At 72.5% G+C, this 12378-nt stretch carries 13 protein-coding genes; 6 read left to right on the top strand and 7 right to left on the bottom strand.

Annotation, left to right across the window (positions count from 1 at the left end; translation table 11 throughout):
• The first annotated feature begins 80 nt into the window (after window positions 1-80).
• Both ABZ562_RS02780 and ABZ562_RS02775 read left to right on the top strand, forming a co-directional pair.
• Entirely contained in the window at window positions 81-320 is a 240-nt protein-coding gene (locus tag ABZ562_RS02780) for a DUF6296 family protein (protein ID WP_361473027.1), read from the top strand.
• A 102-nt stretch (window positions 321-422) separates the two neighbouring features.
• Window positions 423-1412, top strand: a complete 990-nt coding sequence (locus ABZ562_RS02775; protein WP_361473024.1) for a sigma-70 family RNA polymerase sigma factor — start codon at window positions 423-425, stop codon at window positions 1410-1412.
• Here the strand turns inward: ABZ562_RS02775 and ABZ562_RS02770 are convergent.
• The 4 genes from ABZ562_RS02770 to ABZ562_RS02755 all read right to left on the bottom strand — a co-directional run bounded on the left by ABZ562_RS02770 (window position 1323) and on the right by ABZ562_RS02755 (window position 4483).
• A complete protein-coding gene (locus tag ABZ562_RS02770; RefSeq protein WP_361473021.1) occupies window positions 1323-1715 on the bottom strand; it encodes an STAS domain-containing protein in 393 nt (130 codons plus the stop codon). The genes ABZ562_RS02775 and ABZ562_RS02770 overlap by 90 nt on opposite strands.
• Window positions 1716-1862: 147 nt before the next feature.
• Window positions 1863-2576 carry a glycoside hydrolase family 75 protein gene (locus ABZ562_RS02765; protein ID WP_361473018.1) on the bottom strand — a complete coding sequence of 238 codons (714 nt, stop codon included), beginning with the start codon at window positions 2574-2576 and terminating at the stop codon, window positions 1863-1865.
• 140 nt (window positions 2577-2716) lie between these two features.
• On the bottom strand, window positions 2717-3559 hold the full coding sequence (locus ABZ562_RS02760) for a class II fructose-bisphosphate aldolase (RefSeq protein WP_361473016.1): 843 nt from the start codon (window positions 3557-3559) through the stop codon (window positions 2717-2719).
• Window positions 3560-3589: 30 nt separating this feature from the next.
• Window positions 3590-4483: a sugar isomerase gene (locus ABZ562_RS02755; RefSeq protein WP_361473014.1), complete on the bottom strand. Its 894-nt coding sequence runs from the start codon at window positions 4481-4483 to the stop codon at window positions 3590-3592.
• A 143-nt stretch (window positions 4484-4626) separates the two neighbouring features.
• Here ABZ562_RS02755 and ABZ562_RS02750 point away from each other — a divergent pair, with 143 nt between their 5' ends.
• On the top strand, window positions 4627-5415 hold the full coding sequence (locus ABZ562_RS02750) for a DeoR/GlpR family DNA-binding transcription regulator (protein ID WP_361473012.1): 789 nt from the start codon (window positions 4627-4629) through the stop codon (window positions 5413-5415).
• Window positions 5416-5442: 27 nt separating this feature from the next.
• On the opposite strand, the gene aroQ is transcribed toward ABZ562_RS02750, so the two are convergent.
• A complete protein-coding gene (gene aroQ / locus ABZ562_RS02745; protein WP_361473009.1) occupies window positions 5443-5916 on the bottom strand; it encodes a type II 3-dehydroquinate dehydratase in 474 nt (157 codons plus the stop codon).
• 188 nt (window positions 5917-6104) lie between these two features.
• On the opposite strand from aroQ, the gene ABZ562_RS02740 reads away from it, so the two are divergent.
• Together ABZ562_RS02740 and ABZ562_RS02735 are read left to right on the top strand one after the other, a co-directional pair.
• Window positions 6105-6482, top strand: a complete 378-nt coding sequence (locus tag ABZ562_RS02740) for an L-rhamnose mutarotase (protein WP_055555698.1) — start codon at window positions 6105-6107, stop codon at window positions 6480-6482.
• 200 nt (window positions 6483-6682) lie between these two features.
• A complete protein-coding gene (locus ABZ562_RS02735) occupies window positions 6683-8296 on the top strand; it encodes a S1 family peptidase (RefSeq protein ID WP_361473006.1) in 1614 nt (537 codons plus the stop codon).
• Window positions 8297-8377: 81 nt separating this feature from the next.
• On the opposite strand, the gene ABZ562_RS02730 is transcribed toward ABZ562_RS02735, so the two are convergent.
• Entirely contained in the window at window positions 8378-9187 is an 810-nt protein-coding gene (locus ABZ562_RS02730) for a uracil-DNA glycosylase (protein ID WP_361473003.1), read from the bottom strand.
• The gene (gene polX / locus ABZ562_RS02725) at window positions 9184-10929 is read right to left on the bottom strand and encodes a DNA polymerase/3'-5' exonuclease PolX (RefSeq protein ID WP_361473000.1); all 1746 of its coding nucleotides are present in this window, start codon (window positions 10927-10929) and stop codon (window positions 9184-9186) included. The genes ABZ562_RS02730 and polX overlap by 4 nt, the downstream gene beginning before the upstream one ends.
• 153 nt (window positions 10930-11082) lie before the next feature.
• Between polX and ABZ562_RS02720 the strand changes: the two genes are divergently transcribed.
• Window positions 11083-12240, top strand: coding sequence for a hypothetical protein (locus ABZ562_RS02720; RefSeq protein WP_361472997.1), 1158 nt, complete (start codon window positions 11083-11085; stop codon window positions 12238-12240).
• The last annotated feature ends 138 nt before the right edge of the window (window positions 12241-12378 follow it).

Genomic DNA, 12378 nt, shown 5'->3' with positions numbered 1-12378 from the left:
TTGCGGTGACGCGTCTGTTCGATAGTGTTGATTGTCCCGGTTTGGGGCGAGGGGGCGGGTCCGTGTGGGAGGAGTGCCTGATGCCGCGACGCGAGAGATATGAGCTGATTTTCGCCGATCCGGTTGCCCCGGAGCCGGAGGCCGAGGACATCGTGATGGTGCACCGCACGGACTCCAACGGTCCTGGCGGACACCCCGTCTACGCGGACGACACCGGCATCGTGCGGGCCGAGATCAGCGACCGCGCCGAGGTGCGGATGATCGCCAGCGGTGGGCACCAGGTGCACGCCTCGATGGTCCGCGCCCGGCCGGTGACCTGACTGGATTCCATGAGATCTTCGCAGATCAGGGGTTTTGTCGGTGCCGCGCGCTAGCTTTCCTCCCATGGGAGTCCGCAGAAGCAGAAACGTCGAGGTGCGTCGATGAGTGATGTCGCGACAGTGGACGGCACGGCCGGTGCCGAGCTCCAGCTGGAGCCGTACCGGGTCCAGCTCACCGGTTACTGTTACCGGATGCTGGGCTCGGCGTTCGAGGCGGAGGACGCGGTCCAGGAGACGATGGTCCGCGCCTGGAAGGGCCTGGACCGCTTCGAGGGCCGGTCGGCGCTGCGCTCGTGGCTGTACCGCATCGCCACCAACGTCTGTCTGGACATGCTGAACGGGAGCAAGCGCCGGGCCCGTCCGATGGACCTGACCGCCGTCTCCTCGGCGACCCCGGCCACCCTCACCACCCAGCCCGAGGTCACCTGGATCGGGCCGGTGCCCGACGGGCAGGTGCTGGCCGACGGCGGGGACCCCGCCGAGGTCGCCGCCCAGCGGGACGCGGTGCGGCTGGCGTTCGTGGCCGCCCTCCAGCACCTGGCGCCGCGCCAGCGCGCGGTGCTCATCCTGCGGGAGGTGCTGGCCTGGAAGGCCGCCGAGGTCGCCGAGCTGCTGGACACCACGGTCGCCTCGGTCAACAGCGCGCTGCAGCGCGCCCGGGCCACGCTCTCCGCGAGCGAGATCAGCGACACCGATCCGGTCGAGCCGCTGGACGAGGAGCAGCGCGTCCTCCTCGCCCGCTACGTGGACGCCTTCGAGCGCTACGACCTGGACTCCCTCACCTCGCTCCTGCACGAGGACGCCACGCTGTCCATGCCGCCCTACGACCTGTGGCTGCGCGGCCATGACGACATCCGCGCCTGGCTGCTGGGGCACGGCATCGGCTGCCGGGGCTCCCGGCTGGTCCCCACCGTGGCGAACGGGGCGCCCGCCTTCGGCCAGTACCGGCCGGGCGGGCCGGGCGGCGGCCATGAGCCCTGGGCGCTCCAGGTCCTGGAGATATCAGCCGGGCGGATCACCGGGCTCAACTCCTTCCTGGACACCGAGCGGCTGTTCCCGCTGTTCGGCCTCCCTCCCCGGCTCGATCCGTAACGCGGCGTCCAGCCCTGCCCGGGTGAGCACCTCGGCCAGCTCGCCGCCGGTGTGCCGCAGTTGGATCTCCCGCCCCAGACGGCGGGCGGTCAGCCGCAGCCGGGCCAGGGTCTCGACCATGGCCAGATCCGGCCGGTGTGCCGCGCCCACGTCCACCGTGACGGGGCCGGGGGCGCTGCGCCGCACCAGCTCGCGCAGCCGTTCGCACAGCCGCTCCACCTCGGCGCGGGTCCCCGGCGGCCGGTCGAGGACCAGAACGGCCGGGGGAAGCGCGGGCGGGCTCTCGGGCTGGGGACCGGTCAACGTCGACCTCCTGTCGGGGGCGCGCGATGGCTCGCGCGCTCATCAGAAGGGACCCTCGGGACGGGGAAAAGTCATCGCGCCGCCGTCGCCGGCCGCGCGCTGCGGCCGCCGGGCCCCTGGGCCCGGCGGCCGGTGCGCGGCGGGAGGTCAGTTGTTCTGGACGAACTGCTTGGCCAGGCCGTCGCCGACCGAGACCGCCTTGTCATGGTTCTCGATGGGGGACACCGAGGAGTTCTTGAAGAGGATGTACGTCACGCCCGACTCGGCGCCGCCCGTCTCGGGGTTGGGGTCGATGCCGAGCGCGTTGGCCGTGGCGTAGGACGCCTCGCCGATGATCTTGGTCGGGCCGGTGTCGCCGACCACCGCGTACTCGACCTTGTTGTTGTAGATGACGGCGACCACGCCGCCGCCCTTGATGCCGGACTTGGAGTAGTCCCACGTGGAACTCTTGCTGGGCACCACCACATAGGGCAGCTTGTCGGCGATCAGGGGCTTTCCGTTCGACTGGTGGAAGGCCGTGTCGTCCTGGAACCACGGGTCGGTGTCCTCGTTGCACTTGGAGGTCACCTGGCCGTCGCAGTCGACGTCCATGTCCGCCTTCCAGAAGACCGCGCCATTGGCGTCGCACACCGGCACGGTCGCCGATGTCTCGTCGTCGGTGCGGTACTTGCCGCTGGATATCTGCGAACAGTTCTTGACCTTGGCGAGTAACTGCGCGGCCGTGACGGAGCCTTCTTTGACCGACGCGGAGCCGGGGGCGGGGGCAGGCGCGGGGCCCCGGGTGGTGGCCTGGGCGCCTGCCGTGAGGGAGCCGGCCAGCAGCCCGGCGCCGGCCAGTACGAACGCGAGTCGTGTGCGCATGGGGACACCCCTCTGTTAGGAACCTTTCCTAACCTCCTCCGCATCGTGGCGAGTTGATTCGGTCATGTCAACACGCGCGGTCGCGTCGACACCGCGGTCGCGTCAACACGCGGTCAGGTCAACAGCGCGAGTGCGCGGTCTCAGCGCGGTACGGCGCGCACCAGGGCCAGCAGCCGGGTCACCTCGCGGGCCACCGCCTCGCGCCCCGCCGCGACGTAGCGGCGCGGGTCGACCACCTCCGGGTGGTCGGCGAGATGGCCGCGGATAGCCCTGGTGTAGGCCACGTTGAGGTGGGTGGCGATGTTCACCTTCGTCAGACCCGCCGCGACCGCGCGGGTCAGATCGGCCTCGGGCACCCCGGAGGAACCGTGCAGCACCAGCGGCACGGGCACGGCCGCGCGCAGCGCCGCGACCAGCTCCAGGTCCACCACCGCCTCCTTCACCACCATGGCGTGCGAGGTGCCCACCGCGACCGCGAGCGCGTCCACGCCCGTCGCCGCGACATAGGCGGCGGCCTCGGCCGGATCGGTCCGGGCGCCGGGGGAGTGCACCCCGTCCTTGCCGCCCACCTCGCCCAGCTCCGCCTCGACCCACACCCCGGCGGCGTGGCAGTCGGCCGCCACCGCCGCGGTCGCGGCCACATTGGCGTCGTAATCGCGCGCCGAGGCATCGAACATCACGGACCCGAAGCCGAGCCCGAGCGCTTCCCGCACCAGCCCGGGCTCGGTGGCATGGTCCAGATGCACCGCGACCGGGACCCGCGCGGCGTGGGCGACCTCGACGGTGGCCCGGCCGATCGCGGCCAGGGCGCCGTGATACCGCACCGCGTTCTCGCTGATCTGCAGGATGACCGGTGCCCCGGCCGCCTCCGCCCCGGCCACGATCGCCTGGGCGTGCTCGATCTGGATCACATTGAACGCCCCCGCGCCGAGCCCGCCCCGCAGTGCCGGTCCGACGATCTCAGCGGTGGTCACCAGCGGCATGGCCCGCCTCCCTTCGCTCGCTCCGCCCGCTCAACCGAGGATCACCGAGCGGGTGAGATTGCGGGGCTGGTCGGGGTCGAGGCCGTAGCGCCCCGCGATCGCCACCGCGAGCCGCTGCACCAGCACCAGTTCGGCCAGCGGGTCCCGGCCGTATCCGACGAGCCGGCCACCGGGCCCGGTGACCTCCTCCTCCGCCAGCCCGGACGGGCCCTCGCCGAGCCACCACACCACACTGCGCGGGCCGGTGACGCTGATCGGCCCGTGCCGGTACTCCATCACCGGGTACGCCTCGGTCCACGCGCCCGCCGCCTCGCGCATCTTGAGCGCGGCCTCCTGCGCGACGCCGTACGTCCAGCCGCGCCCGAGGAAGGTGAACTGGCCCGCCTCCGCGAGCCCGTCGGGCAGCGGCGCGGCGAGCGCCGCCGCGCCGTCCTCGATCAGACCTTCCAGGCCATGCCCCACATGGGCGCGCAGCAACGCCAGTTCACTGGTCGCCCAGCGCGTCTGCACCACCGACCGCTCATCCGCGAAGTCCAGCACGACCGCCGCGTCCGCCAGGCCGGTGACCGGGGAGCCGGGGACCGCGGTGATGACGGAGGTCGGCACCCCGCCCCGGAGCCGGCCGAGCAGATCCAGCACCTCGGTCGTGGTGCCCGACCGCGACAGCGCGAGCACCCGGTCGTAGGCGCGCCCGGCCGGCATCTCCGACGCCGGGAACGCGTCCGTCTCGCCCTGGCCCCCGGCCTCCCGCAGCGCCGCGTACGCCTGGGCGATGAACCACGAGGTGCCGCAGCCGACGACGGCGACCCGCTCACCGGGCCGGGGCAGCGCCTCGCGCACCGGCCCGTCCGGATCCCGGGCCAGTTCGACGGCGCGGCGCCAGCAGTCGGGCTGGCTCGCGATCTCGGTCTCGGTGTGGCTCATATGGCTCCCCAGTCCGATGGCTGCACATGCGCGAAGATGCTTCGTACAGCCTGATAATGCGCATGATCTTGCAGTGAAGTCCAGGGCGCCCGCCATCGGGGTAGGGTGAACCGCGACGCTACGACGGGGGGCGAGGAGACGGCGTGAAACGGCCGGAGCGCTGGAACGCCCTGCTGGAACTGCTGGCCAGGGACGGCAGGGTCGAGGTCGAGGAGGCCGCCGCCGAACTGGCGGTGTCCGCCGCCACCATCCGGCGGGACCTCGACGAACTCGCGCAGCAGCAGATGCTCAACCGCACCCGCGGCGGCGCGGTCGCGCACAACCTGTCGTACGACCTTCCGCTGCGCTACAAGACCGCCCGGCGCGCCTCGGAGAAGCAGCGGATCGGCGCTGCCGTCGCCCGCATGGTCGAGCCCGGCGCGGTCGTCGGCCTCAACGGCGGCACCACCACCACCGAAATCGCCCGCGCCATCGCCACCCGCGGCGAACTGTCCGGCTCCGAGGGCGGCGGCCCGGCCGTCACCGTCGTGACGAACGCCCTGAACATCGCCCATGAGCTGGCGGTGCGCCCGCACATCAAGATCGTGCTCACCGGCGGGGTGGCCCGCCCCCAGTCGTTCGAACTGATGGGGCCGCTGGCCACCGGAGTGCTGGGCGAGGTCTCCCTCGACCTGGCCATCCTCGGCGTGGACGCGCTGGACCCCGAGCGGGGCGCGGCCGCCCACCACGAGGGCGAGGCCAGCATCAACCACCTCATGGCCCGGCGCGCGGCCCGGGTGGTCGTCGCGGCCGACAGCTCCAAGCTGGGCCGGCGGGCGTTCGCCCGGATCTGCGCGCTGGACGAGATCGAGGTGCTGGTCACGGACACCGGCGCCACCGAAGAGGCGATCGCCCCGTACACCGAGGCCGGTGTCCGCGTCATCCGGGCCTGACGAGGGAGGTCTTCAGGTCCTCACGTCTCACTTCTTCATGGCCGCGAGCAGCGCTGCCACCCGCTCCACCGCGAAGGCGTAGCCCTGGATGCCACATCCGGCGATCACGCCGCTGGCGAGCGCGGAGACATAGGAGTGCTGCCGGAACGGCTCGCGCTGGTGGATGTTGGAGATGTGCACCTCCAGGATCGGCATGTCGTCGCAGATCGCCAGCGCGTCACGCAGGGCCACCGAGGTGTGGGAGTAACCGGCGGGGTTGATGATGACGGCCGCGTGCCGCTCCCGCGCCTCCTGGATCCAGTCGATCAGCTGCCCCTCGTGGTTGCTCTGCCGGCAGTCGGTGGTGAGCCCGTGCGGGGCGGCCGTCTCGGCGACCAGCTTCTCGATGTCGGCCAGGCTGTCGGTGCCGTAGATCTCCGGCTGGCGGCGGCCGAGGAGGTTCAGGTTCGGCCCATTGAGAACCAAGATCGTGGAACGGTCGCGCACGGGGGTGTTGGCCATGGCGTTGGGGTCCTTCCGTGGTCGTCATCGGCGGGTGCGGGGCGTCCGGCGGTCGCGCCGCTCCGCGGAGCATCGTAGATCGCCTGCCCGGAGACCGTTGGCGGCCGGGGCCGGAGGGGGCAGAGTGGCTTCGGGCATGTGCCCATGGACCATGACCGACCATGACGGTGGATGAAGGGAGATCGCCGATGCGCGTGGCGCTGCACTCGGTCCTCAAGGAGGGCCAGGAATCGGGCTACGAACGGGAGCACGCCACGGTTCCGGCGGATCTGCTGGAGTCGCTGGGCCGGGCCGGGATCACCAACTGGCGGATCTGGCGCAGCGGACGCCATCTCTTCCACCTCGTGGACTGCGAGGACTTCGCCGCGGCGATGGCGGCGCTGGACGAGGACCCGGTCAACCACCGCTGGCAGGAGTTCATCGGCGCCTACGTCGATCACTTCGAGACCACGGAGGGTTCCCCGGTCGGGGAATCGGCGCAGATGGCCCTGGGGGAGGTGTGGCAGCTGCGCGTCCAGGCGGCCGGGGCCGCCGGTGGCGACGGTGCGGGTGGCGACGCGGACTGAGGGCGCGGAACCGGCGGACCCTATCGCTCCGGATCGATCGGCGCAGCCATTCATCACACTGTGAGTCATGGTGAGAACGGAGTAAACGCCTCCCGTACTGCTTGGTGGCCCTGCGCGGGGGCGTGGCGGAAATGCAACAGGCGCTCCGCACACGCCCCGCGCCCCCCTACTGGAGGTCAGTGTTGAGCCACCACCGACGTGTGAACAAGCGGACCCTCGCCGTTTCCGGAGCTGCTGTCGTGGCGCTCGGGGCAGCCGCCCTTCTGCTGCCCAACGCCAATGCGAGCCAGGACAAGACGACGGACGTGAAGACCTTCTCGTCCCCGTCGGCAGTGAAACTCGCGAGGAGCCTCGCCTCTGACCTCGGTGACAACGGCGCTGGCTGGTACTTCAACAACGACACGAGCCAACTGGTCATGAACGTCATGACCGAGGACGCGGCGAAGACCGTGGAAGCCAAGGGCGCCGTCGCCAAGATCGTGCAGAACAGCATGTCCGAGCTGAAGGCCGCCACCAAGACGCTGAGCACCGACGCCTCGGTGGCCGGTACCGCCTGGTCCATCGACCCGGTGACGAACAAGGTCCGGGTGACCGCGGACAAGACCGTGACCGGCGCCAAGTGGGACACGCTGACCAAGGCCACGGACGCGATGGACGGCATGGTGAGCGTCCAGCGGACGAAGGGCGAGTTCAAGAGGTTCGACGGTGGCGACCCGGCCCAGCCGGGCGCGAACGGCGGCGCCGCGGGCGCCGGTGACGCGGCGGGCGACGCTGCCGGGAACGCGGGTGCCGGTGGCGCCGGAGACGCCGGGGCTGCGGGCGGAGCCGGGGACGCGGGTGCCGGTGGCGCCGGGGACGCTGGGGCCGGTGGTGCTGGGGACGCCGGGGCCGGTGGCGCGGGCGGTGGCGCGGCGGCCGGCGGTGTCGTCGGCGGCGATGCCATCTTCGGCGGTGGCGCCCGCTGCTCCCTCGGCTTCAACGTCTCCGTCGACGGAGCGCCCGGCTTCCTGACCGCGGGCCACTGCGGCAACGAGTCCGAGACCTGGACCGCGGACCAGGCGGGTGCGCAGGCGCTGGGCACGGTCCAGGACACCAAGTTCCCCGAGACCGACTTCGCGCTGGTGATGTACGACGACGCGACCACCCAGCCCGAGAGCGCGGTCAAGCTCGCCGACGGCACCAACCAGGCGATCGGCCGGGCCGTCGAGGCCAGCGTGGGCCTCAAGGTGCAGCGCTCCGGCAGCACGACGGGTGTCAGCGACGGCGAGGTCACGGGCCTCAACGCCACGGTGAACTACGGCGGTGGCGACATCGTCAACGGCCTCATCCAGACGAACGTGTGTGCGGAGCCGGGCGACAGCGGCGGCGCGATGTTCGCCGGGGACGCGGCGGTCGGCCTCACGTCCGGCGGCAGTGGCGACTGCACCCAGGGCGGCGAGACCTTCTTCCAGCCGGTGACCGGTGCCCTGGAGGCCACGGGTGCCGTGATCGGCGCCGGTGACGGCGGCGCGGGTGACGCCGGTGGCGCAGGCGCCGCGAACGCCGGTGCGGGCGGTGAAGGCGCCGCGAACGCCGGTGCGGGCGGTGAAGGCGCCGCGAACGCCGGTGCGGGCGGTGAAGGTGCTGCGAATGCCGGTGCGGGCGGTGAAGGTGCCGCGAATGCCGGTGCGGGTGGCGAGGGCGCCGCGAATGCCGGTGCGGGCGGTGACGCCGCCGCCAACGCCGGTGCCGCCAACGCGGGCGCGGGCGCCGGTACGGGCGACCAGAGCGGCGCCGGAGCCGGTGACGCCGCCAGTGGGGCCGGGGTCAACTGACCCGGTCCACTCCATGAACGGGGCCCCGGGCGCCCTCCTGCCCCAGTGCCCGGGGTCTCACCTTCTCACCGCACCCCCTGGTCAGCTGCCCTCCGGAGCGGGGTCCAGCGGAGTGGCGGGCGGCGGCAGCAACCCGGCCGCCTCGGCCGCCGCGCCGAGCACATCGTGCAGCATGGCCGGGGTGAGGCGGCCGGTGAAGGTGTTCCGCTGGCTCACGTGATAGCAGCCGAACACCCGTAGCGGGGCGCCCCCGTCGGCGGCCTCCAGCGTGATCCGCGCACCGTGCCCGAAGACGGGCCGCGGCCGGGGCACGCTCCATCCGGCGGTGGCCAGCACGGGCAGGGCGGCCTGCCAGCCGAAGGCCCCGAGCACCACCACCGAGCGCAGGGTCGGCCGCAGCAGACGCAGTTCCCGCTCCAGCCACGGGCGGCAGGTGTCCCGCTCCCCGGGGGTGGGACGGTTGGCGGGCGGGGCGCAGTGCACCGGCGAGGTGACCCGGACCCCGCGCAGCGCGAGGCCGTCGCCGCGGTGGGTGGCGATGGGCTGGTTGGCCAGGCCGATCGTGTGCAGGGCCGCGTACAGGAAGTCGCCGGAGCGGTCGCCGGTGAACATCCGGCCGGTGCGGTTGCCGCCGTGCGCGGCCGGGGCGAGACCCACGACGGCGAGCGCCGCGTCCGGCGGGCCGAATCCGGGCACCGGCCGGGCCCAGTAGTCCCAGTCGGCGAAGGCCGCCTGTTTGGTACGGCCCACCTCCTCCCGCCACGCGACCAGCCGCGGGCAGGCACGGCACCGGCTCACCCGCTCGTCCAGCTCGTCGAGGGTACGGGCGCCGGGCGCCCGGCGGGCGGGCTCGGCACGGGCCGGTTCGGCGGGAGAATCGCGTGGTGTCATACGTCGCGCGGGTGCCCCGCGCCCTTGCGCAGGAAACGCCGCAGCCGGGCCAGCGGCCAGGTGTTGATGACATCGTCGGTGGTCAGCCAGCCGCGCTGGGCCATGCCCACTCCGTACCGCGGATTGGCGAGGTCCAGCGTCGAGTGCGCGTCGCTGTCGATGGCGAACACCACGCCGTGCTCCTTCGCCCGCAGGATGTTCTCGTCCGACAGGTCCAGCCGGTTCGGATGCGCGTTGATCTCCAGCGCGGTGCCGGTACGGGCACACGCGGCGAACACCGCGTCCAGGTCGGCGTCGACGCCGGGCCGCTTGCCGAGGATCCGGGTCGTCGGATGGCCGATGATGTTGACGTGCGGGTTCTCGCAGGCCCGCAGGAACCGCCGGGTCATGGTGTCCCGGTCCTGGCCGAACTGCGTGTGCACCGACGCCACGCACAGATCGAAGCCCTCGAGGAAGTCGTCGGGCCAGTCGACCCCTCCCTCGGCGTCGATGTTCAGCTCCACACCGTGCAGCAGCCGCATGTCCCGGCGGCCGCGCCCGCGGTCCATGGCGCGCAGCCGCTCCCGCTGGGCGAGGATCTTCTCCTTCGTCATCTGCTGCATGTACAGCTTCGGCGCGTGGTCGGTGACGGCGTAGTACGCGTAGCCGCGCCGCTCCGCCGTGGCGATCATGTTCTCCAGCGGTTCGAGGCCATCGGTGAGATCGGTGTGGGTGTGCAGATCGCCCCGCAGATCGGATTCGGCGACGAGCAGGGGCAGTTGGCCCTCCAGCGCGGCCTTCACCTCGCCGCGGTCCTCGCGCAGGGTCGGCGGGATCCAGTCCATGCCGAGCCGCGCGTACACGTCCTCCTCGCTGCGTGAGGCGATCTTCTTTCCGCTCCTGGTCTCGAAGAGGCCGTACTCGGAGAGCTTGAGGCCGTGGCGCACCGCGATCGCGCGGACGCGGATGTTGTGGGCCTTGGAGCCGGTGAAGTACAGCAGCCCCGCGCCCCAGGAGTCCAGGGGCAGCACCCGCAGATCCACCTGGAGCCCCTTGGTGGTGCGGATGGACGTCTTCTTCTCGCCGTGCGCGATGACCTCGGTGGTGTACGGGAGCGCGGTGAACGCGTCCATGAACGGGGCCGATTCGGCCGCCGCCACCAGGATGTCCACATCGCCCACGGTCTCCCGCATCCGGCGCAGCGACCCGGCGTACGCGACCCGCTCGCAGCCGCGCACCCGGCCCAGCGCGGCCACGATGTCGTCGGCGAGGTCCATGGCGTCGTCGAGGGGGACCCGGCCGCCCGCGGCCCGCAGCAGCCCGATGCCGTGCAGGATGTTCTCCTCGGACTTGGGACCGAAGCCCTTGAGGTCGCGCAGCCGGTGTTCCTCGATCGCCGTGGCCAGCTGCTCGACCGAGGCGATGTCCAGCTCCTCGTACAGCACCATGGCCTTCTTCGGCCCGAGCGCCGGGATCGCGGTCAGCTCCCGCACCCCGGCCGGGATCGCGGCGCGCGCCTCCTCGACGGCGGGCACATGTCCGGTGCGCAGATACTCCACGACCTTGTCGGCGATCGACTTGCCGACGTTGGGGATCTCCCGCAGCCCCTTCACATCGAGCCCCGCCACATCGGCGGGATGGCCGCCGATCGACCGCGCGGCCTTCTCGTAGGCACGTGCCTTGAACGCGTCCCCGCCCGTGATCAGGAGGAGATCGGCGTACTCGCGCAGGAGGGCTTCGACCTCCTCGTTGGAGCGAGCCATGGAACAGATTCTAGTCGCCCTACGGCCGGACGGCCCTGGCGATCCCGTGGACCTGGAGGGATCCTTGGTTCGTGAAGCGCCCCACGCGGCCGATGAGGCGCGGCGATCCGGACGCCCGTCCGGGTCGTGTGTTTCCCCGGTTTGGGGGAGGTCATGGACGTTGGATTCCTGAAGCCGTTGTTCGATCGCCCCGGCCCGTGGGCGTGCGTCTACCTCGACACCTCGCGCGCGACGGAGGACGCCCCCACGCGGCGCCGGCTGCGGGAGCGGTTCGTGGCCGGTCAGCTGACCGCCCAGGGCGCCGACCCCCGCACCCGTGAGGCGCTGGTGAGCACGCTGGCCGGTCAGCGGGCGGCCACCGCGTCCGCCGGGCGGGCGCTGTTCGCCGCGGACGGCGAGGTGGTGCTCGACCTGCCGCTGGCCGCGTCCCCGGGCGATGTCGTGACGTCCTGGTCGCCACTGCCCCGGGTGGCGCCGCTGGCGTCGCTGCGCGGCGAGTGGCCGTCGTGCCTGGTGGCGTACGTCGACCGGACGGGCGCCGATCTGGAGCTGCGCGACGAGGGCGGGGCCCGCCCGGTGTGCCGCGCCACGGGCGGGGCGCCACGGGGCCGCGGCCACCGCTCGGTGCCCGCCGACCGGTACGAGTGGCACTACCGCAACCGGGTCGAGAACGACTGGGAGCACACCGCGGACCTCGTGGCCGAGGAGCTGGTACGGCAGTGGCCGGAGAGCGGGGCGCCGTTGCTGGTCCTGGCGGGCGATCCGCGCGAGTGCAGGGCGGTGCGCGACCGGCTGCCCGAGCCGCTGCGGGACCGGGCGGTGGTGGCGCGGCACGGCAGCCGGGCACCCGGCTCCGCCCGGGAGCTGCTGGAGGCGGAGATCGACCACGCCCGCGCGGACCACGCCCGCGCCCATCTGGAAGCCGTACTGGATCTCTTCCGCGCCGGGCGCGGCCGCCCCGGCGGGCACATCGCGAGCGGCCACGACGGCTCCGCGCCCAGCGGGGCGGCGGAGGGGGTGCCCGCGGTGGTGGAGGCGTTGCGCAGCCATCAGGCGGCCACCCTGCTGCTGGGGCAGGCGGGCGGCGACATGCGCCATGAGGTGTGGGTCGGCCCCGGCGCCGATCAGGTGGCGGTGCAGCGGGCCCAGGTGCGGGCGCTGGGGGTGAGCACGCCCGAGCCGGCGCGCGCGGACGACGCGCTGATGCGGTCCGCGGCGGTGGCCGACACCGAGGTGCTGCTGGTGCCCGAGGGCGTGGCAGGACCGGCCGGGGGGCTGGGCGCGGTGCTGCGCTGGCACGGACAGGGCTGAGCGCCGGCAGGAGCCCCGTACCGCATCTGACAGCGCGTCGAAAGCTCATCACGTCGAAGGCTCATCGTGTCGAATGTTGCTTTCTCGGCGAGTCAGACACATGGGGCAAGTTCACACTTTTGTATGCTTTCTCCAGCG

Source organism: Streptomyces sp. NPDC019937, from assembly GCF_040631655.1.
GTDB lineage: Bacteria > Actinomycetota > Actinomycetes > Streptomycetales > Streptomycetaceae > Streptomyces.
The sequence above is the reverse complement of the archived record's forward strand: the minus strand, read 5'-3'. Positions and strand labels throughout refer to the sequence as shown.

Excerpts from the sequence above, each read along its gene's own strand:
- ABZ562_RS02760 (WP_361473016.1), bottom strand. The coding sequence starts at position 3,559 with ATGCCGCTGGTGACCACCGCTGAGATCGTCGGACCGGCACTGCGGGGC.
- ABZ562_RS02775 (WP_361473024.1), top strand. The coding sequence starts at position 423 with ATGAGTGATGTCGCGACAGTGGACGGCACGGCCGGTGCCGAGCTCCAG.
- aroQ (WP_361473009.1), bottom strand. The coding sequence starts at position 5,916 with ATGGCCAACACCCCCGTGCGCGACCGTTCCACGATCTTGGTTCTCAAT.
- ABZ562_RS02730 (WP_361473003.1), bottom strand. The coding sequence starts at position 9,187 with ATGACACCACGCGATTCTCCCGCCGAACCGGCCCGTGCCGAGCCCGCC.
- ABZ562_RS02765 (WP_361473018.1), bottom strand. The coding sequence starts at position 2,576 with ATGCGCACACGACTCGCGTTCGTACTGGCCGGCGCCGGGCTGCTGGCC.
- ABZ562_RS02720 (WP_361472997.1), top strand. The coding sequence starts at position 11,083 with ATGGACGTTGGATTCCTGAAGCCGTTGTTCGATCGCCCCGGCCCGTGG.
- ABZ562_RS02755 (WP_361473014.1), bottom strand. The coding sequence starts at position 4,483 with ATGAGCCACACCGAGACCGAGATCGCGAGCCAGCCCGACTGCTGGCGC.
- polX (WP_361473000.1), bottom strand. The coding sequence starts at position 10,929 with ATGGCTCGCTCCAACGAGGAGGTCGAAGCCCTCCTGCGCGAGTACGCC.
- ABZ562_RS02740 (WP_055555698.1), top strand. The coding sequence starts at position 6,105 with ATGCGCGTGGCGCTGCACTCGGTCCTCAAGGAGGGCCAGGAATCGGGC.
- ABZ562_RS02780 (WP_361473027.1), top strand. The coding sequence starts at position 81 with ATGCCGCGACGCGAGAGATATGAGCTGATTTTCGCCGATCCGGTTGCC.